Origin of the sequence: Fodinicola feengrottensis, assembly GCF_010993775.1 — a bacterium.
Lineage (GTDB): Bacteria > Actinomycetota > Actinomycetes > Mycobacteriales > HKI-0501 > Fodinicola > Fodinicola feengrottensis.
In genome coordinates, this window is sequence record NZ_WOTO01000008.1 from 101394 (window position 1) to 119537 (window position 18144).

The 18144-nt window shown below is 67.1% G+C and carries 24 protein-coding genes and 5 pseudogenes; 21 read left to right on the forward strand and 8 right to left on the reverse strand.

Features of this window, described 5'->3' with window-relative positions:
- Positions 1-48: 48 nt before the first annotated feature.
- Positions 49-903: a dimethylargininase gene (gene ddaH / locus GNX96_RS09650; protein WP_390623964.1), complete on the reverse strand. Its 855-nt coding sequence runs from the start codon at positions 901-903 to the stop codon at positions 49-51.
- A gap of 115 nt (positions 904-1018) precedes the next feature.
- On the opposite strand from ddaH, the pseudogene GNX96_RS09655 reads away from it, so the two are divergent.
- Positions 1019-1503: pseudogene (locus GNX96_RS09655) on the forward strand (Lrp/AsnC family transcriptional regulator).
- 246 nt (positions 1504-1749) lie between these two features.
- Positions 1750-2712 carry an acyl-ACP desaturase gene (locus GNX96_RS09660; RefSeq protein WP_279579893.1) on the forward strand — a complete coding sequence of 321 codons (963 nt, stop codon included), beginning with the start codon at positions 1750-1752 and terminating at the stop codon, positions 2710-2712.
- 43 nt (positions 2713-2755) lie between these two features.
- Here GNX96_RS09660 and GNX96_RS60960 read toward each other — a convergent pair whose 3' ends face one another.
- The 5 genes from GNX96_RS60960 to GNX96_RS63000 form a co-directional block, all read right to left on the reverse strand.
- A complete protein-coding gene (locus tag GNX96_RS60960; protein WP_313885616.1) occupies positions 2756-3571 on the reverse strand; it encodes an amino acid permease in 816 nt (271 codons plus the stop codon).
- Between the two features lie 25 nt (positions 3572-3596).
- Positions 3597-4163, reverse strand: coding sequence for an amino acid permease (locus GNX96_RS60965; RefSeq protein WP_313885617.1), 567 nt, complete (start codon positions 4161-4163; stop codon positions 3597-3599).
- Between the two features lie 140 nt (positions 4164-4303).
- Entirely contained in the window at positions 4304-4918 is a 615-nt protein-coding gene (locus GNX96_RS09670) for a hypothetical protein (protein ID WP_279579894.1), read from the reverse strand.
- Positions 4852-5262 carry a hypothetical protein gene (locus GNX96_RS62995; RefSeq protein ID WP_390623960.1) on the reverse strand — a complete coding sequence of 137 codons (411 nt, stop codon included), beginning with the start codon at positions 5260-5262 and terminating at the stop codon, positions 4852-4854. Before GNX96_RS62995 ends, GNX96_RS09670 begins: the two co-directional genes overlap by 67 nt.
- Positions 5263-5271: 9 nt before the next feature.
- Complete coding sequence (locus GNX96_RS63000) at positions 5272-5544, reverse strand: hypothetical protein (RefSeq protein ID WP_390623961.1); 273 nt, start codon at positions 5542-5544, stop codon at positions 5272-5274.
- 38 nt (positions 5545-5582) lie between these two features.
- On the opposite strand from GNX96_RS63000, the pseudogene GNX96_RS63005 reads away from it, so the two are divergent.
- The 3 genes and pseudogenes from GNX96_RS63005 to GNX96_RS09685 form a co-directional block, all read left to right on the forward strand.
- A pseudogene (locus GNX96_RS63005) lies at positions 5583-5687 on the forward strand (hypothetical protein); the annotation flags it as partial.
- Positions 5688-5789: 102 nt separating this feature from the next.
- Positions 5790-6152: a sensor histidine kinase gene (locus GNX96_RS50445; RefSeq protein ID WP_279579896.1), complete on the forward strand. Its 363-nt coding sequence runs from the start codon at positions 5790-5792 to the stop codon at positions 6150-6152.
- A pseudogene (locus GNX96_RS09685) lies at positions 6149-6786 on the forward strand (response regulator). Before GNX96_RS50445 ends, GNX96_RS09685 begins: the two are co-directional and overlap by 4 nt.
- 66 nt (positions 6787-6852) lie before the next feature.
- Here the strand turns inward: GNX96_RS09685 and GNX96_RS09690 are convergent.
- Positions 6853-7728, reverse strand: a complete 876-nt coding sequence (locus tag GNX96_RS09690) for a slipin family protein (RefSeq protein ID WP_163567808.1) — start codon at positions 7726-7728, stop codon at positions 6853-6855.
- A gap of 62 nt (positions 7729-7790) precedes the next feature.
- Positions 7791-8168: a rhodanese-like domain-containing protein gene (locus GNX96_RS09695; RefSeq protein WP_163567809.1), complete on the reverse strand. Its 378-nt coding sequence runs from the start codon at positions 8166-8168 to the stop codon at positions 7791-7793.
- 127 nt (positions 8169-8295) lie between these two features.
- Between GNX96_RS09695 and GNX96_RS09700 the strand changes: the two genes are divergently transcribed.
- The 16 genes and pseudogenes from GNX96_RS09700 (at position 8296) to GNX96_RS09770 (ending at position 18144) form a co-directional block, all read left to right on the forward strand.
- Positions 8296-9633 carry an MFS transporter gene (locus tag GNX96_RS09700; protein WP_279579897.1) on the forward strand — a complete coding sequence of 446 codons (1338 nt, stop codon included), beginning with the start codon at positions 8296-8298 and terminating at the stop codon, positions 9631-9633.
- 4 nt (positions 9634-9637) lie between these two features.
- A pseudogene (locus tag GNX96_RS50450) lies at positions 9638-9928 on the forward strand (DUF952 domain-containing protein); the annotation flags it as partial.
- A gap of 51 nt (positions 9929-9979) precedes the next feature.
- A complete protein-coding gene (locus GNX96_RS50455; protein ID WP_279579932.1) occupies positions 9980-10429 on the forward strand; it encodes a cupin domain-containing protein in 450 nt (149 codons plus the stop codon).
- A gap of 226 nt (positions 10430-10655) precedes the next feature.
- The gene (locus GNX96_RS09710) at positions 10656-11120 is read left to right on the forward strand and encodes a MarR family winged helix-turn-helix transcriptional regulator (RefSeq protein ID WP_163567812.1); all 465 of its coding nucleotides are present in this window, start codon (positions 10656-10658) and stop codon (positions 11118-11120) included.
- A 92-nt stretch (positions 11121-11212) separates the two neighbouring features.
- Positions 11213-11437 carry a hypothetical protein gene (locus GNX96_RS09715; protein ID WP_163567813.1) on the forward strand — a complete coding sequence of 75 codons (225 nt, stop codon included), beginning with the start codon at positions 11213-11215 and terminating at the stop codon, positions 11435-11437.
- Positions 11434-12159, forward strand: coding sequence for a GH116 family glycosyl-hydrolase (locus GNX96_RS09720; protein WP_163567814.1), 726 nt, complete (start codon positions 11434-11436; stop codon positions 12157-12159). The genes GNX96_RS09715 and GNX96_RS09720 overlap by 4 nt, the downstream gene beginning before the upstream one ends.
- Positions 12075-12872 carry a hypothetical protein gene (locus GNX96_RS09725; protein WP_163567815.1) on the forward strand — a complete coding sequence of 266 codons (798 nt, stop codon included), beginning with the start codon at positions 12075-12077 and terminating at the stop codon, positions 12870-12872. Before GNX96_RS09720 ends, GNX96_RS09725 begins: the two co-directional genes overlap by 85 nt.
- Positions 12851-13183, forward strand: coding sequence for a hypothetical protein (locus tag GNX96_RS09730; RefSeq protein ID WP_163567816.1), 333 nt, complete (start codon positions 12851-12853; stop codon positions 13181-13183). The genes GNX96_RS09725 and GNX96_RS09730 overlap by 22 nt, the downstream gene beginning before the upstream one ends.
- Positions 13156-14202, forward strand: a complete 1047-nt coding sequence (locus GNX96_RS09735; RefSeq protein ID WP_279579898.1) for a GH116 family glycosyl hydrolase — start codon at positions 13156-13158, stop codon at positions 14200-14202. Before GNX96_RS09730 ends, GNX96_RS09735 begins: the two co-directional genes overlap by 28 nt.
- 71 nt (positions 14203-14273) lie before the next feature.
- Positions 14274-14411: a hypothetical protein gene (locus GNX96_RS09740; protein ID WP_163567818.1), complete on the forward strand. Its 138-nt coding sequence runs from the start codon at positions 14274-14276 to the stop codon at positions 14409-14411.
- Between the two features lie 292 nt (positions 14412-14703).
- Positions 14704-15426: a TetR/AcrR family transcriptional regulator gene (locus GNX96_RS09745; protein ID WP_279579899.1), complete on the forward strand. Its 723-nt coding sequence runs from the start codon at positions 14704-14706 to the stop codon at positions 15424-15426.
- Positions 15427-15712: 286 nt separating this feature from the next.
- Complete coding sequence (locus tag GNX96_RS09750; protein ID WP_163567820.1) at positions 15713-16081, forward strand: thiamine pyrophosphate-binding protein; 369 nt, start codon at positions 15713-15715, stop codon at positions 16079-16081.
- Complete coding sequence (locus GNX96_RS09755) at positions 16078-16350, forward strand: hypothetical protein (RefSeq protein WP_163567821.1); 273 nt, start codon at positions 16078-16080, stop codon at positions 16348-16350. The genes GNX96_RS09750 and GNX96_RS09755 overlap by 4 nt, the downstream gene beginning before the upstream one ends.
- Positions 16347-17330 (forward strand): thiamine pyrophosphate-dependent enzyme, encoded by a 984-nt coding sequence (locus tag GNX96_RS09760; RefSeq protein ID WP_163567822.1) that lies wholly within the window; start codon positions 16347-16349, stop codon positions 17328-17330. Before GNX96_RS09755 ends, GNX96_RS09760 begins: the two co-directional genes overlap by 4 nt.
- A 23-nt stretch (positions 17331-17353) precedes the next feature.
- Positions 17354-17515, forward strand: a pseudogene (locus tag GNX96_RS63010) (helix-turn-helix domain-containing protein); the annotation flags it as partial.
- Between the two features lie 14 nt (positions 17516-17529).
- On the forward strand, positions 17530-18144 hold the full coding sequence (locus tag GNX96_RS09770; RefSeq protein WP_163567824.1) for an IclR family transcriptional regulator domain-containing protein: 615 nt from the start codon (positions 17530-17532) through the stop codon (positions 18142-18144).

Sequence of the window (18144 nt, forward strand, 5' to 3'; positions counted from 1 at the left end):
ATGGCCGGTTCTTTTCTGTTGTTTTGTCCGATAAATTCGCTTGCCTGCCTACCGACGCAGCTCAGCGGTGCAGCATTTCGCACTGCCGCCGGCCTTGCGCAGTTCGGAGTCGGCGACCGGTACGGGCTGATAGCCGAGGCCGGCGAGTCGGTCGATCAGATCGATGGCACTGGCCGAAAGGACGACGTGCCGGCCGTCGCTGACCGCGTTCAGGCCAAAAGCCAGCGCGTCCGCCTCGGTCGCCACCAGCGCGTTCGGGAATCGCCGGGCGAGCAGATCCTGCGACTGTGCCCCGAACGCGGCCGGGTAGTAACAGATTGTCTCGTCATCCAGCACGAAAAGCGCGGTGTCCAGGTGATAGAACCGCGGGTCAACCAACTCCAACGACACCACTTCACGGCCGAGCACGGCGGCGGCCTCGGTGTGCGCACGCCGGTCCGTACGAAACCCGTAGCCGGCCAGGACCAGGTCGGGGCCGGGCAGGTACGTGAAGTCGCCCTCACCTTCGTTGGTGAAGGTGCCGGGCCGGACCGCCGGCCAACCGTGTCGCTCGTACCAGTCCAGGTGCGCCGGCCGCTCGTCGTCGGCGCGTTGCGGGAAGGTGAAACGGGCACCGTAGAAGACGCCACCGACGCTGAACCCGCCGTTCGCGGCGAACACCATGTCCGGCAGGCCAGGCCGCTCCGGCAGCAGGTGCACGGTATGCCCGAGCAGCTCGTACGTGCGACGCAACTGATCCCACTGGGCGATCGCCAGCTCGGTGTCGACCCCGATCGCCGGGTCCATCCAGGCGTTGATCGCGTACGTGACGGTGAAATACGTCGGGCGGCACATCAGGTACGTCCGCGGGGTCGCCACCCGCGCGGGGACGGCGGCCGGCTGGTAGCCGACCGCTGGCGACACCGGGGTCCGTGGGCCGGCGACTGGGAGAGCGGAGAGACGTGTCTGCACAATGATCAGTTTCGGCTACCCTCGGCGTTCGAGACAGCCGTTGTTATTGCCCTGGAGGAGCGGTTCGTTGCAGATCGATGCCATTGACCGCAAGATTCTTGCGTCGCTCTGCGAGGACGCCGCCGCTCGTACGCGGAGATCGGCATCATGGTGTCGCTCTCGGCTCCGGCAGTGAAGCGGCGGGTCGACCGGATGCGCGCCGAGGGGGTCATCACCGGCTTCACCGCACTGGTGGCGCCGGCCGCGCTGGGCGGTACGACCGAGGCCTTCGTCGAGCTGTTCTGCGCCGGCCGTACGTCCCCGGCCGAGATCCGCCGGGCGGCGCTGCGGCATCCCGAGGTGGTAGCCGCCTACACGGTGTCCGGCGACGCCGACGCCATCCTGCACCTGCGGGTCAGTGACATCTCCCAACTGGAGGAAGCGCTGGAGGGACTGCGCGCGGAAAGGTTCGTGAACTCGACCAAGAGCACGATCATCCTGTCCCGGTTGATGGAACGGCCGAGCGGATCGGCCACCCTGTCCGCGACCGAACCAGCCGAACCGGTCAGCTGACCCATCCGGACCGGCGGTCGGCGCGAATATGCTGGTGAGGGGTGCAATCGGGGTCCAGAACCGGACTTCTGGCCGCAATCGGGCCCCGATTGCCTCGTACTTCGGTATTACCCAGTGATGGCTACCTCAGTAGCTAGCCGGCCTTTCCTACGGTGCCGTAACCTACACCTACGTTCCCGTAAGTTAGCGCCCCGCAAGCGCCATCCTGTCCGTCAGTGGGCCACCCCCATGACCCCGGAGGAAACTGTGACGATCTCGGCTGACCGTGCGAAAGACCCGAAGCTCCAGTCGGATCTGCTGTACGACCTGGAGCCGGTGGTCGAACAGAACCTCGAACGCCACCTGAAGCTTGCCAAGAGCTGGAACCCGCACGACTACGTGCCGTGGAGCCAGGGCCGCGACTTCGCTTTCCTGGGCGGCGAGGACTGGCAGCCCGAGGACTCGGCGCTGGACGAGACCGCCAAGACCGCCATGATCGTCAACCTGCTGACCGAGGACAACCTGCCGTCGTACCACCGGGAGATCGCCACCCGGTTCGGCCGGGACGGCGCCTGGGGCGAGTGGGTTGGCCGCTGGACCGCCGAGGAAGGCCGGCACGGCATCGCGCTACGCGACTACCTGGTGGTCACCCGCGGCGTCGACCCGGTCAAGCTCGAAGAACTGCGGATGGCGCACATGATCGCCGGCTACGACTCCGGCGACAAGACGATGCTGGAGGCCGTCGCTTACGTCTCCTTCCAGGAACTCGCGACCCGGGTCTCGCACCGCAACACCGGCCGCGCCGCCGGCTGCCCGATCGCCGACCAGCTGCTGTCCCGGATTTCGGTCGACGAGAACCTGCACATGGTCTTCTACCGGAACCTGGTCAAGGCCGCCTTCGACCGGGCGCCCAACGAAACCATGCAGGCCGTACGCGACGAGGTCGTGAACTTCGAGATGCCCGGCTCCACCATGGACAACTTCGCCCGCCAGGCAGTGGCCATCGCCAAGGCCGGCATTTATGACCTGCGGCTGCACCACGACGAGGTGGTGATGCCGATCCTGCGGTTCTGGAAGATCTTCGAGCGTGAGGACCTGACCGGCGAAGGCGCGAAGGCTCGCGAGGAGCTGTCGGCGTTCATGACCACGCTGGACGGTCAGGCGAAGAAGTTCGAGGAGCAGCGCGACCGAATGCGCGAGCGCGCCGCCCGCAAGGCCGCCGCCAAGTAGCTCCCGCCCCTTCACCCCACGTTACATCTCACCCCGCTGAGAGTTACGGGTTGGTGGGGAGCCGTGACTCGGCGGCGGTTCGCAGTTGCTTGCCCAGCACGGATTTCCGGTAGCTGTAGGTGGCATAGATGACCAGCCCGATCAGGAACCAGCCGATGAAGCGGAACCACGTGAGCGGCGCGAGGTAGACGGTCAGCCAGATCGCACCGACGATGCCGATCGCCGGCACCACCGGCATTCCCGGGCAGCGGAACGTACGCTCCAGGTCCGGCCGGCGATAGCGCAGCACGATGACCGCCGCGCAGACGACCACGAAGGCCAGCAGAATCCCGATATTCGTCAGCTCGGCAGCTTCCTTGATGGGGGTCACACCGGCGATCAGGGCGGCCGCGGCGCCGACGATCCAGGTCACTCGGACCGGTACGCGTCGGCGCGCACTGACCTTGGAGAACCAGCGCGGCAACAGGCCGTCCCGGCTCATCGCGAACCAGATCCGGGTCACCGCGAACATGAACGTGAACATCACCGTGACGATGCCCAGGATCGCGCCGAGCGAGATTATCGAGGCCAGGCCTGGCAAACCAGCGTCCTGGAAAGCGTGCGCGAACGCGGCCTGCGGCGCGATTTTCCGGTAGTACACCATTCCGGTCAGCACCAGGCACACCAGCACGTAGAGCACCATGCAAATCGCGAACGAGATCATCATCGCTTTGGGCAGGTGTTTACGGGCATCCGCTGATTCCTCAGCGGCGGAACTGAGCGCGTCATAACCGAAGACCGCGAAGAAAACCACCGCCGCACCAGCGAAAACGCCACTCCATCCGTACGGCAGGAAAGGGATGTAGTTGTGCGTGTTCACACATAGAAAACCCCGACGCCGATAATCACCAGAACCAGCGCGACCTTGATCCAGACCAGCACGGTTTCCACCCAGGCTGCGGACCTGATCCCCCGCGCGTCAACAGAAAAGCGATCAGCAAGCAGAGAATCATCGCGACCAGGTCGACCGCGTGGCCGGGACCGGTGCCCGGCGCGCCCAGCATCCAGGCCGGCAGGTGAACGCCGATCTGACCGAGCAGATTGCCGACATAGCCGGAAACCCCGATCGCCACCACCGCCACGATCGCGGTGTATTCCAGCAGGAGATCCCAACCGATAAACCAGCCGACGATTTCGCCCAGCACCGCATAGCCGTACGTGTAGGCCGTGCCCGCTCGCGGGATCAACGCGGTGAACTCGGCATAGGCCAACGCGGCGGCGAGGCTCACCACCCCGGCGATCAAGAACGAGAACAGCACGCCCGGCCCGGCCGTCGTACTGGCGACCGCGCCGGCCAGCGCGAAGATGCCGGCGCCAATGATGATCGCGCCGATGCCCAACGCGACCAGCTGCCAGAGGCCGAGCACCGGGGCCAGCTGGCCGCCCTCGGTCTCCGGTTCGATCGCGTCCACGGGCTTACGTCGGAAAATGCCGGTCGGAGCAGTCGAGAAGAGGCTCATTACGGCAGGTTAAGCCTCAAAATGCCGGGCCAATGGCGCGCGACTTCACCAAAGTTTCTTGGTGTCCCCAACCGGCCACACCGGACCCGCGGTCAGTCGGTGGCTGGGGCCTTGGGTTTGGGTGGCCAGAGGGTGGTGCAGACCGTCCAGATCCCCCAGATGGCGGTGATGACGGTCAGCCGGGAGATCCAACCCGACAGCTCTGCCGTACGAGCGGGTGCGCCAATGATCAGAACGGCCAGCTCGAGCAGGCCGCAGCTGATGGCCCACGCGACCGCGGCACGGCGGAAGTCCTGCCATTCGAAAATGACCCGCTCCCGGCCGTATTTCGGGTTCTTCACCGGCGGTGGGCCACCTGCGAAGAAGCGATGCGCGAACCGCTGGTCGGTCCACCGGATCATCCGATGCCCGAAGGCCACCGAGAAGCCGATGTAAGCGGCCGCGAGGCCGTGCGCGAGAGTGGCGGTGGTGCCGCGTGACAGGTCCAGGACGGTGACCGCGAGAAGCCCCAGGTCGACGAGCGGGACACAGACCAGCAGGACCGCACTGGCCTTGGGTTTGCGGAGCAGGTAGCGCACGGCCAGGCCGCCGAGCAGAAACACCCAGAAGCCGACCTCGCCGGCGATGATGGCAGCAACGATCATGCTTCCAGCGTCCCGCCCAGGACCGTCGATCGCGTCGGCGTGACTGCCGATCCCGGCGTACATCCTTTGACGGACCGCGACCCGGCCGACGGCCTGAGGCAGCTTCCCAACAGCAGTGGTGTGATGGGTACGTGCAGGTAGCCTCGCTGTTCAACCGCCGCGACACGCTGATCGCGGTGGCCGGCGTGACCGGTGGCGGAGTGCTCTTCTCCTTGCCGCGCGTACAGCTCCCCGCCGGAGTTCCCGAAGATCCTGCCGGTGCAGTTCATGCTGGTCACGCTGGCGATCATCGGGATAGCCGAGCTGTTCCGGCGATCCGCGCCGGTGCTCTGCCTGGCGGTGGGTACGGCTGCCTTCCTGGCCGACCTCGCGGCCGGACCGTCGCTGGCGGTGCCGCTGATCTTCACCGATGTGCTCTACGCGGCGACCGTGTACGGGCCGCGCAAACTCAGCCGTCCCCTGCTCGTCGGCGTCAGCGCTCTCACCGTGTTGGCCGCCGCGGTGACGCTGGTGTTCACCCACGACCCGTCGGCCGCCGTGCTGATCCCGCTGCAGCTCGGACTCGTGCTGGTGGTGCCGGTGCTGACCGGCTTCGACATTCGCCGGCACCGGGACCTCGCGGCCGCCGAGCGGGGCCGGTCGCACGAGCTGGCCCGGCTGGCCGAGCTGGACCGGCAGGCCGCGATCACCGCCGAGCGCTCCCGGATGGCCCGCGAGCTTGCACGACGTGATCGCCAACCACCTGTCGGCGATTTCCATCCAGTCGACCGCGGCGCTCTCGGTGCCGGGCCTGGACACCGAGGCGGTCCGCGAGGTGCTCCGGGTGATCCGGCGCAGCAGCAACGACGGGCTGGCCGAGATGAAGGAGATGGTCTACCTGCTGCGGGACTCCGACAGCGCGGCCTCCTTGGCGCCGACCCCACGGATCGACGACGTGCGGAAACTGCTGGATCAGGCGCGTACGGCCGGCGTCGAGGCGACTCTGAAGGTCACTGGTGAGAGCCGGGTGCTGCCGGTGGCGATTGACCTCGCCGCTTACCGGATCGTCCAGGAGTCGCTGACCAACGCGGTCAAGCACGGCAGCGGGACGGCGGCCGTACGCCTGGACTATCGGGCGGAGTCGCTGGTCATCGCCGTCGAAAGCCCGCTGGGCGGCCCGCTCGCGAAGGCGCCGGGCGGCGGGGCCGGGCTGGTCGGGATGGCCGAGCGGGCAGCGGCCGTGGGCGGGGACTTCACCGCCGGCGCGGACGGCGGCTGCTGGCGCGTACGAGCCGAACTCCCGGAGGGGACCCGATGACGATCCGGGTGGTGGTGGCCGACGACCAGCCGGCGGTCCGGGCCGGGCTGGTGATGATCCTGAACGCGGCCGCCGGCCTGCAGGTGGTCGGCCAGGCGAGCGACGGCGAGCAGGCCGTGGCGCTCGGGCGTGAGCTGCGGCCGGACGTGCTGGTGATGGACATCCAGATGCCCCGGCTGGACGGGATCTCGGCGACCCGGGAGCTGACCGGCGTCTGTGACGTCCTCATCCTGACGACCTTCGACATCGACGAGTACGTGTTCGGCGCGCTCCGGGCCGGCGCGGCCGGCTTCCTGTTGAAGAACTCCGACGCGGACCAGCTGGTCTCAGCCGTACGACTGGTGGCCAGCGGCGACGGGCTGATCGCGCCCTCGGTCACCCGCCGGCTGATCTCGGCGTTCGCGCAGGTCTCCGCCCCCCCGAGCTGGCCGCCGGGGCCGACCTGGACTCGCTGACGGCCCGCGAACGGGAGGTCCTGGACTGCATTGGCCGCGGCCTGTCCAACCAGGACATCTCGGTTGAGCTGGCGATGGCCGAGCCGACCACCAAAACGCACGTCAGCCGCATCCTGGCCAAACTCGGGCTGCGCAGTCGCGTACAGGCGGCGATCGTGGCCCGCTCCCACCACGGTTAGGACTACAGGGCTTCTTGTGCGGATGAGAGTCGAGATCCAAACGGCGTCTGAAGTAGCCCTCTAGTCCTAGGACGTACGCGGCTGCGGCAGATCGCCGTCCGGCAGCACGATCGGCCTCGGGTCGACCGGCTCCAGCTCCGCTCCCGGCGGGGTGCTCTTCATCGTTTCCCTGACGGCGGACGCCACTTCCGGGCCGCCGGCTCGCTCCAGGAACCGCAGCAGCTCGACTGGGAAAGGCAGCACCAGCGTCGAGTTCTTCTCGGCAGCCACCTCGACCACGGTTTCCAGCAGCCGCAGCTGCAAGGCGGCCGGGTTCGCGGACATCACCTTCGCCGCCTCGGACAGCTTCGCGGAGGCCTGGAACTCGCCGTCCGCGGTGATGATCCGGGCCCGCCGCTCCCGCTCCGCCTCGGCCTGCCGGGACATCGACCGCTTCATCGACTCCGGCAGCGCCACGTCCTTGATCTCCACCCGGTCGATGTTGACGCCCCACGCGAGCGCCGGGTTGTCGATCATCATTTCCAGGCCCTCGTTGAGTTTTTCCCGGTTCGAGAGCAGATCGTCCAGCTCGCTCTTGCCGATGATCGAGCGCAGCGAGGTCTGGGCGACCTGCAGGATCGCGAACCGGTAGTCCTGCACGTTCACCGCGGCCAACACCGGATCGATGACGTTGAAGTAGACGACCGCGTCCACCCTGACGGTCACGTTGTCCTTGGTGATGCCGTCCTGCGCAGGCACCGGCATGGTGATGATCTGCATGTTGACCTTCTGCAGCCGGTCCACTGCCGGGATCATCAGCGCGAGGCCCGGACCGCGGACGGCCGGTCGCACCCGCCCGAAACGGAACACCAGACCCCGCTCGTACTGCTTGACGACCCGCGCAGCAGCGCTCAGCCCGAGCACCACGGCCACACCGAACCCGATCAGAATTCCGAAGATCATTTCCGGCTCCTCTGCTGTCTTTGATCGTACGCCCGAGGTACGTCCATGGAACCGACGAATTTTCAGCCCTGGCGGTGGATCCGCCACCAGCGGCGATGCCCCGGCTGCGTACGCATGCCGGCCTCCGAAACGCGAACAACGGGGTAGCCGGCGGCGTCCCAAGCCTTCGTGCCGCCGGCCAGGCACAGCACGTCCCTGCCCTGTCCGGCGAGCAGTCGCGCGGCCCGCCAGGACCTGTTTCCCAGTGTGCAAACGGTGACCAGCTGTCCCGCTGGCAGGTCCGCCAGCCGTACGGGCAGGTCGTCCAGCGGGATGTTCAGCGCGCCTGGCACATGGCCATGCGCATATTCATCCGGCGTTCGTACGTCCACGAACGCATCGCCGGCGAGCCAGACGGCATGCGCCACCGAAACGTCGACACGTTCGGCCGATCCGTTCATCGCCGCCAGCCTATTCCCGGCCGGACATTTGTCACGACCTATGAGGTAACTGGCCTCCCAAGCGCGATGATCGTTCGCTGTGAGCACGAATACGAGCAGTTCAGAGCCCGTACGGCCGAGTGTGAGCGTGGCCGCCCGGCTGGATCGGCTGCCGATCCTGCGGACCCACCGGGTGCTGACCGCGGTGATCGGTATCGGACTTTTCTTCGACGCGTACGAGAACTTCCTCGCCGGCACCATCGCGAAAGTGCTGCAGAAGGACTTCGCGCTCGGCGGCACCGAGCTGAAGCTGGTGCTGGCGTCCGCTTTCATCGGCCAGTTCCTCGGCGCGATCGTGCTCGGCCGGCTGGCCGACCGGATCGGCCGGCGCCGGGCCTTCCTGATCAACCTGGCCATCTACTCCGGATTCTCGCTGCTCGGCGCGCTGTCGCCGAACGCCACCTGGCTGATTGTCAGTCGATTCTGCGCCGGGTTGGGAATTGGCGCGGAGTACGCGCTGGCCGACTCGTACTTGTCCGACATGCTGCCGCCCGGCAAGCGTGGCCGGTTCATTTCGTGGGCTTACACGGTGTCCTTCTGCTGCGGAGTGCCGGCGGTGGGTTTTCTGGCTCTGTGTGGCTGGTGCCACAGGCGCCACTGGGCATCGCCGGCTGGCGCTGGCTGTTCGTGCTGGGCGCGCTCGGCTCCGCGGTCGTGTGTTTTTTTGCGCCGCCGCCTGACAGAATCGCCGCGCTGGCTGGAAATCGCTGGCCGCCAGGCGCAAGCCGAGGAAATCGTGACACGAATGGAAGCCGAGGCAGCCGACCCACTGCCCGAGCCCGATCCGGATCTGCGGCCGGCTGAACCCCAAGCCGTACCCATCAGCCGGCTCTTCAGCCCGCGGTATTTGCGTCGTACGGTGATGTTGTGGGTGGGTGCTCCGCTGTCCGCGCTCGAGGTCTTCGGTTATTACGGTTTCGGAACACTCGCGCCCCTTATCCTGGCCGCCCGCGGCTACGGCATTATCGCGAGCATCGGCTACACCGCCCTGTCTTATTTGGGGTATCCGCTCGGTTCGCTGTTGTCGGTGCCAATCGTCGAGCGGGTGGAACGCAAATACCTGGTGATGGGATCGGCCGCCCTGATGGCCGTTTTCGGCCTCGGTTTCGGACTTTCCGGACAGCCAGCGGTGATTGTCGCCTTCGGTTTCCTCTACACGCTGGCGAGCAACGTTTTTTCCAACGCATACCACGTATATCTGTCCGAGCTCTACCCGACCGCCATGCGTGGCACGGCGGCTGGAACGGCGTACTCGCTGTCGAAGATCGTCACTGGCGCGCTGCCCTTCATTTTGTTGCCGGTGCTGACCTCCGGTGGTGCCGGCTGGGTTTTCACCGTGGTGGCGGTTGCTATGGTGCTGTTGATCATCAACGTCGGAGTGCTCGGCACCCGTACCACCGGAAGGTCCGTCGACAGTGTCACCTGATCGTGTGATCCACCTTCTCCCGTTACGCACGTATCGGTCGCAGGCCGGCCCGATCACCGCGGACTCGCTGCCCACGCAGGGATTCGTGCACTGCTCACCGGACGAGCGAACGATGCTCCAGGTGGCGAACCGTTTCTACGCCGACGCGGCCGAGCCGATGGTCGCGCTGGTGCTGGACACCGCCAAAATCTCTCCGCCGGTACGTACGTCTCGAGGCCGCCGACCCGCCGTCCCCCCCGACGACACTCCCGGGCTGCTTTTCCCGCATGTGTACGGAACCATCGACCGCGACGCGGTCGTCGAGGTCCGCTACGCCCGGCGGGACGTGACCGGCACGTATGTGTCGCTGGACTCGCGGTCGGCGACCGCTGAGGCGCTGGATCTGTTGCCTCACCCCGAAGGCGGTTGGTACGGCGAGACCTGGCGAACTACTGCGACGTACCAGCCGGACGGTTATCCGGGGCCGCGATCCAGCGCCACCGGGATCTACTACCTGCTGGCGCCGGGCGAGTTCTCGGCATGGCACCGGGTGCGGTCGGACGAGGTGTGGCTGTGGCATTTGGGCCTGCCGCTGCGATTGACGCTGGGCGGCACCGACGAGCGTCCGGCCGAACCGGAATCCCGCATTCTGGGTGGTGAGCTGGTCGCCGGCCAACGCCCACAACTGCTGGTGCCGGCCGGTCACTGGCAGTCCGCCGAGCCGATCGAGGACGGCACGGCCAACGAGGTGCTGGTCAGTTGCGTGGTCTCGCCAGGCTTCGACTTCGCCGATTTTTCCGTCCCCGACCTGGGATAACTCAACCGTCCGAGACGCTCACCGACCAGTCGCCGGCGGAGTCGGTGACCGCGGCACACAGGAGTGCCTTTCTCGACGGGTGCGCGGCGCGCTGGCGGCTGGCCGTTAGCCGGCTTTCTGGTCGGCTACTCGGTCGGCGGCACCGGCCGTTCGGACGGGTTGAAAGCACTGGTCAGGGGTCCGCTTTCGGACGTTCGGAGCGGTCCGGCGCGGTAAACTTGCCCGTATGAGCACCCAGGCGGCCATCTCGGATCGAGATCTCATCGCCGCGTGGGGTCAGGTCATCGACGGGTTCGCGCGTACGCACCAACTGCTGATGGCCGAGTTCACCGAGGAGTTCGGGTTCCCGGCCGGCTGGTTCGAGGTGCTGATGCGGCTGCTGGGGGCGAACGACGAGCGCGGCCTCCCGATGACCCGGCTGGCCCGCGAGGCTTCGCTCACCAGTGGCGGGTTCACCAAGCTGGCAGACCGCCTGGAGAACGCGGGGTTGCTCGTACGCAGGGACTGCCCGAGTGACCGCCGGATGACATATGCGCAGCTCACGCCCGCTGGGCGGGATGTCGCCGAGCGGGCGCAGGCCGCGCATGCGGACGGCCTTCGGCGCTACGTCGTCGAGGTTTTGGGCGAAGACGACACCCGCAAGCTCTCGCTGCTGCTGTCGACCCTCGGCGCCGCGCACACCAGCTGCTGACCAGAAGCGGTCGTACGCCCTTGACCCTGCCGTCAGTCCCGGTTACCTTCGCGAGAAATCGATTTCTCGTGTTCGTACGGCAGGAGCCAGCCATGACCTCCACCGACCATGAACCACAGGCCGCCCCAGCCGCCCTCAGCCGGCGGGTCTTTCTCACACTCGGTGCGATGGGCGTCGGCGCGATGTCGTTGCCCGAACGGGCCGCCGCGGCGCTGAACATCAGCCCGCAGAACCTGGTCGAGGTGCCGGCGGACAAGAACCTGTCGAGCGAGTTCGTGGCGGCTCTGACCGCCCCCGGGGTGTCCCGACCAGGGTGACCGATCCGGCCGCGATGGCCAAGGTCGGGATGCCGGTCAGCGGGGTCTGCACGGGCCAGGTCTACCTGGCCGGCGACGGCCAGCTGTGGCTCTGGGACGTGGACAGCCAGTCGTACTACCGGCCGGGTGGCGCGACCGGCGACGGGGCCGCATTACGCGCACACCCGCTGACCGCCACGAACCCGTTCCGGAACGGATTCGCTGTCCAGGTTTCCGAGGCTGGGCAACAAAAAATTCGCCCGTTGGATGCCAGCGGTTTCACCGAGGTCGGGTTCGTCGGGCAATATCCGGTCGGTACGGTCGAATATCGCGATGCCGGCAGTTCCCTCGCGGTCACTCTGCAAGCCCGGTCACCGTTCGTACCCACCTCGGTCGCCGACTCCAGCATTCCAGCCACCTACGTGACTTACACACTGCGCAACACCGGTCACCATCCGATCAGCGCCACTCTCGCCGGCTGGTTGGACTCGCCGGTCTGCCTGGGCGCGCGGCTGCAGCAGGCGGTCAAGCTGCGCAGCGCTGCGTTCACCGCCGGATCGGCGCGCGGGGTGGAATTCTCCGGCGCGGACGGCGGCGACGGCGGCCCGATCCAGGACGACATCGTTTTCGAGGACTGGGAACGCGACACGTACGCGCCATGGACGCCGAAGGCACCGCATTTGGTCCCGGCCCGGTCACCGAAGCGGAATGCCCGGACTATTTCAAGCGATTCGGCGCACTGAATATCACCGGCAGTCGATTCGTCACCTCGCACGACTTCCGTACGGCCAAGGGCGACATCGATCTCGCCGACCGCGCTACCGGCAAACTGACCAGCCCGGACTTCACCATTTCCCGGCGATATCTCACGGTGAACGTCGGCGGCGGCTCCTGGGCCGGTGACACCTGCGTGAACGTGGTCGTCGACGGGCAAGTCGTCGCGAGCTTCACCGGGAACAACGCCGAGCCGCTCACCGTCAAGGCCGCCGATGTGCACAAACACCAGGGAAAAACGGCCCACATCGAAATCGTCGACCAACGTACCGGCGGCTGGGCGCATATCAACTGCGACCGGATCACCTTCACCGACAAGCCGTTGCTCGCGTACGAAGACCTGCCCGATGGTGGCACTTTCGCTTTGGCCGCACTGGATCCGGCCGCGCACGTGGTGCCGTCCATCGCGGGCGCGACCTCATTGGATGCGATCTTCGCCGGCAAGCCCGGCCCGCCGGAGGTGCCGGCCGACGACCAGACCATCACCGGCGCGGTCAGCGTGCCGGTGACCCTACGGCCTGGCCAGTCGAAATCGGTCACCTTCGTGTTGTCGTGGTTCTTCCCACGGTTGAGCCAGAACTACGCCGGCGTGCAGTCGTACTCGAGTCTGCGCAAGCACTACAAAAAAACACCTTCTCATCAGCTCGCCAGGTGGCTGGCGTGCCGGTTTCCCAGCAGATAGAGCAAACCGACGACTGGGTGAAGACCTGGTACGCGGACTCGACGCTGCCGCACTGGTTCCTGGAGCGTACGTTCGCGCCGGCCTCCACCCTCGGCACACTCACCTGCCAGTATTTCGACAGCGGCCGGTTCTACGCGGACGAGGGAATTTACTGCTGCGTCGGGACCTGCGAGCACGTCTGGGCGTACGCACACAGTGTGGCGCGTTGTTGTTCCCGGAACTGGAGCGGTCGGCCCGCGAGCTGGGCGATCTCGGTCCAGGTTTCAACACCACCACCGGGCAGATGGGGTTCCGGCAGGAGCAGGATCTGAACTGGGCCGCCGACGGTCAGGCCGCCACCATCCTGCGGATCTATCGCGAACATCAGATGTCCGAGGACAGCGGCTTTCTGCGCCGACTCTGGCCGAAAACCAAGCTCGCGATCCAGTTCATGATCGGCCAGGACGGCACAGCTCCGGACGGCGTGCTGGAAGGCCGCCAGGGCAACACCGACGACCAGGACTGGTACGGCAAAATTCCATGGATCAGCGGCCTTTACGTGGCGATGCTGCAGGCCGCCGCGGCGATGGCCAGCGAGATGGCCGACCCGGTTTTCGCCGCCACCTGCCGGAACATCGCCGCGCAGGGGACCACCCATCTGGGCACCGACATGTGGAGTGACCAGTACGGCTATTTCTACTCGCCGGTGGATTCAGCTCACCCGAACAACCTCAACTCCAACCGAGGGTGCTACATCGACCAGCTGCACGGCCAAAACTATGCCTTGCAGCTCGGCCTTCCGCGGGTTTTCGACAAAGCGAAAACCGACATCGCGCTGAAGAACATCTTCAAGAACAACTTCCTGCCCGACCCAGCGGACTGGGTGAAAACCCATGGACTGTACGGAAACCCGCGCGTCTACACGATGCCCGGCGAGGCCGGCACGCTGATGGGCACCTGGCCGTACGGCGACACCGAGGTCTCCGGGCTGGTCGGCTACCTGGACGAGGTGTGGACCGGACAGGAATACCAGTTGGCGGCGCACCTGATCGCCGAGGGGCACGTCACCGAAGGTTTGACCGTCACCCGGGCGATTTATGACCGGTACGCGGCGGCCAAGCGCAACCCGTACAACGAAGTCGAGTGCTCCGATCATTATGCCCGGGCCATGAACAGCCACGCCGTCTATCTCGCCGCCTGCGGCTACAGCTATCACGGGCGGCCGGAAAGCTTGGTTTCGCACCGAAAATCGGTCCGGAAAACTTCGCCGGCGCATTTACCACGGCAGCCGGCTGGGGCCTTTATCGGCAGACTCGCCGGCCGCACGAGCAAACCAGCACCATCGAGCTAAGGTACGGAAAACTCACCCTCCGGTCCTTCGCCACCGAGCTGGCGTCGACCTGCGGATCAGTAGCGATCAGCGTGCTGCGACACGGTCGGCGGCTGCGCACGGTGGACGGTCGGCTGAGCACCACCGACGGACAGACCACGCTCACTTTCTCCGAAGCCGTCCAGCTGGTCGCCGGTGACCAGCTGATCGTCATCTACCTGACCCGATAGCCGCAAAGTCGGCCGCGATGACTTATCGCGGGATCGCGGCCGAACCACTGCACTGGGCCGTTCCCCTGGTGCCAGTGACAGGCTGTCGCACCGATCGCGTACGGTCGTGCCCAAGCTGGCGCGATGCCACCAGGATCGCGGCCGGCCATGGCGCGATGCCGGCCCCCGCTCGACCAGCCGGGCACACGGTGTCGTCGCTGTACGAAGAGCGTCCACCGTGCAAGCATCACTACCGCCCAACCGCGAATCTGCGAAGGTGGGCGGGACGATCGTCAAGGCGGAACAGCGAACCATGAGCGAGGTCACCGGCCGGCGGCAGCAGCACCGCCAGGAGATGTTGGCCGACATCGTCACCACCACCCGTGCCCTCGTGGTGGCCGACGGACCGGGCGCGGTGACGATTGCCGCCGTGGCCAGTCAGATCGGCGTCACACCACCCGCGCTTTACCGCTACGCGGACGGCCGCGACGGCCTGCTCGGGCTGGTTCGCGAGGCGGTCGCGGCCGAACTCACGGCCGAGTTGCTGAAGGCCCAGTCAGCGTCCGGCGCACAGCCGGCGGCCCAGGTGGTCGCCGTCTGCCGTCAGCTGCGGACCTGGGCGCTGCGCCACCGACCGGAGTTCGCCCTGATGTTCGCCAGCATGAGCCCGCTGCCGACCGACCAGTATCCGGCCGCCACCCGGCTGGCCCGGGTGTTCGAGGAAGCCGTCATGCGGCTGTGGGCGACCCAGCCCTTCCCGGTCCCGGCCGACGACACCCTGCCACCGCAGCTGCGTACCGGCCTGGTCGGCTACCGCGAGCGGCTGGTCACCCGGGCCGTCGAAGCTGGCATCCCGATCTCGGTGGCCGACCTGTCCGTCGCCGCCACCGCCGCGCTGCTCGACTACTGGATGCGCGTCTACGGGCTGATCATGATGGAGGTCAACGGCCACCTCCAGCACGCCATCGACGACGGCCAACCACTGCTGGACGCCCTCCTCAGCCAACTCGTCGGCACCTCGTACGCCTCCCAGTAGCTCCAGCCTTTCCCCGCGTTTTGACCGCATCGACGAGGGGGGGGGAATTATCCGCCACGGGTACGACAACCTGCGGAGGCCGCGCTGTTTTGTCGTACGCGCGTGCTCTCATTACCCCCGCCCTTTCTGGGGTGGGGGGTGGGTTAGAGGGAAATTTTGCACTGATTTTTCGGTTTTCGTCTGTTTTGTCGGGCCGTAACGATCCCAAGATGTGATGCATCTGTTTCTTTCAACGCAACCGGTATTGCGGCTAACGTAATACGTACGACGGTTGTGGAGGTGGCGGATGAAGATCGGCGATTACCTGTTGGCCGAGCTCGCCGGGCGCGGGGTCCGGCATTTGTTCGGGGTGCCCGGGGACTACAGCCTGGCGTTCCTCGACCAGGTTCTGGCGCATCCGGAGGTCACGTGGGTCGGCAACTGCAATGAGCTGAACGCCGGCTACGCCGCGGATGGGTACGCGCGGATCAGCGGGCTCGGGGCGCTCTCTCTCACGTACGGCGTGGGAGAGCTGTCCGCGATCAACGCGGTGGCCGGCGCGTACGCCGAACGGGTGCCGCTGGTCGTGCTCGGCAGCCTGCCCGCGCGGCGCACCCTGGACGCCGGCCGGGTCGTGCACCACGGCCTTGGCGACGCCGACTGGCGCCGGGTGTGATTCGCGCGTACGGCGAGGTCACGGCCGCGCAGACGGTCCTCACGCCGGACAACGCGGTGGTTGAGCTGACGCGCGCGCTGGACATCGCGATGACCGAGCGTCGGCCGGTCTATATCGGCATCCCGTCGGATGTGCCGATGCTCGACCTGCCCTGCCGTCCGCCGCGCCCGCGCTGGCCGAGATTCGCGGCCTCACCTCCTCGCCCGGCGAGCTGGCCGCTTTCGCCACCGCCGCTGGCAAACTGGCGGCCAAAGCGCGCCGGCCGGTGATCCTGCTCGGTCACGAGCTGGCCCGGTTGGGGCTCACGGACGAGGTCCAACGGCTTGGGCTGCCGGTCGCGGTGACCGCCATCGGCAAGGGGCAACTCGACGAGCAGGCGGTCGACTGGATCGGCACCTACCTCGGGCCCGCGAGCGGTCCCGGCATCCGGGAGGCGGTCGAGGAATCGGACTGTCTGCTGGCCCTCGGAGTGGTTTTCTCGGACACCGAGACGGCCGGGTTCTCGGCCGTCCTGCCGGAGTCGGCGATGATCGTCGTACGGCCGGAAAACGCCACTGTGGCGGGCAAGCCTTTTGGTCCGGTGGCCGCCGCCGACGCTTTGCGTGCGCTGGCCCAGCTTTTCGGCACTCGTACGCACTCAACGACCGTCACCACCCGCGAACGCGCGGCGGACACTGACAAACTCACCCAGGATCCACTGTGGACAGAGGTAGCCGCGGCGATTCAGCCCGGAGACGTCGTCGTGGTCGATCAGGGCACGCCGTCGTTCGGGATGCTGGACCACCGGCTGCCCAGCGGGGTCAGCTACTTGGCCGGCACGTTGTGGGGATCGATCGGCTATTCGCTGCCCGCCGCGCTCGGCGCCGCGGTGGCCGCGCCGGACCGGCGGGTGCTGCTGCTGATCGGCGACGGTTCGCTGCAGCTGACCGCGCAGGAGCTCAGCACCATGGCCCGACAGCACGCGAACATCACTGTCGTGCTGGTCAACAACGCCGGCTACACCATCGAACGCGCCATCAACGGGCCGGCCGCGGTCTATAACGACATCGCGCACTGGGACCACACCGCACTCGTACGCGCCTTGTGCGGCCCAAACGTGCAGGTCAGGCCCGCGCGTACAGTCGGAGAGCTCCGTACCGCACTAGCCGCGGGCAACGGCTTGCGAGTCATCGAGGCCTACACCGACCCCCTCGACGTGCCCTCCCTGCTCGGCCGCTTCGTGGCCGCCGTAGGAGCCGCTCAGCACTGAACCCTCCCCATACAATCCCCACAATGAGCACCGAGCCGGCGAAGCAGCGGACCCGCAGCCCGATTTCCAAGGCGCTGGCGGTGTGCCTCGTGGTGGCCGACAGCACCGAGCCGCTCCGACTCGCTGACCTGGCCCAACGCACCGGGATGCTGCCGCCGACCGCGCTGCGGACGGTCGCGGAGCTGGTTGAGGGGGGTGGGTGGCCCGGGACGGCTCGGATCGCTACCTGCTCGGGCCGGCGCTGCTCAAGCTGGCCCGGTCGCCGCTGCACGCCACTTCGCTGGCGGCGATGTCCCGGGTCGCGCTGCGCTGGCTGGCCGATCGGCTCGGGCTGATGGCCAACCTGCAGGTGCTGGAGAACTTCGACACCCGGATCGTTGCGGAGATCCGGTCCGTACGATATGCCCGGCTGGTCGATCGGGAAGGCGAGCGATGGCCGGCACATTCCACGGTCGCCGGGATTGTTCTGCTTTCCCAGCTGGTCGAGCCCGAACGCCGTCGCTATCTGACCGAGCTGAAATCCGCCGAGTCGCCGGAAGCCGCGGCGGCGGCGCTCGCTGAGCTGTTGAGCAGCGTACGAGCACAGGTCACGCATTTCGACGACACCGTCGACCCGCTGCTCGCCGCGATGGCCTGCCCGATCGTCACCCCCGACGAGGCTTGTCACGGCGCGATCAGCATTGTCGGCGTACGCGCCGAAATGGCCGACCCGGACCTGCGCGACCGCTGCGAGGTCCGGCTCCGCACCGCCTGCGACGCACTCGCCCAGGCGATCAACAACCCGGACGTATCACTCCAGGGGCTGCTCTCCTGA

Bases quoted from the DNA above. Each gene is read 5' to 3' on its own strand.
- GNX96_RS09715 (WP_163567813.1), top strand. From the start codon at position 11,213: ATGACCTCCACCGACCATGAACCACAGGCCGCCCCAGCCGCCCTCAGC.
- GNX96_RS09695 (WP_163567809.1), bottom strand. From the start codon at position 8,168: ATGAACGGATCGGCCGAACGTGTCGACGTTTCGGTGGCGCATGCCGTC.
- GNX96_RS09750 (WP_163567820.1), top strand. From the start codon at position 15,713: ATGAAGATCGGCGATTACCTGTTGGCCGAGCTCGCCGGGCGCGGGGTC.
- GNX96_RS09690 (WP_163567808.1), bottom strand. From the start codon at position 7,728: ATGATCTTCGGAATTCTGATCGGGTTCGGTGTGGCCGTGGTGCTCGGG.
- GNX96_RS09745 (WP_279579899.1), top strand. From the start codon at position 14,704: ATGAGCGAGGTCACCGGCCGGCGGCAGCAGCACCGCCAGGAGATGTTG.
- GNX96_RS09725 (WP_163567815.1), top strand. From the start codon at position 12,075: ATGGACGCCGAAGGCACCGCATTTGGTCCCGGCCCGGTCACCGAAGCG.
- GNX96_RS09710 (WP_163567812.1), top strand. From the start codon at position 10,656: ATGAGCACCCAGGCGGCCATCTCGGATCGAGATCTCATCGCCGCGTGG.
- GNX96_RS09735 (WP_279579898.1), top strand. From the start codon at position 13,156: ATGGGGTTCCGGCAGGAGCAGGATCTGAACTGGGCCGCCGACGGTCAG.
- GNX96_RS09670 (WP_279579894.1), bottom strand. From the start codon at position 4,918: ATGTACGCCGGGATCGGCAGTCACGCCGACGCGATCGACGGTCCTGGG.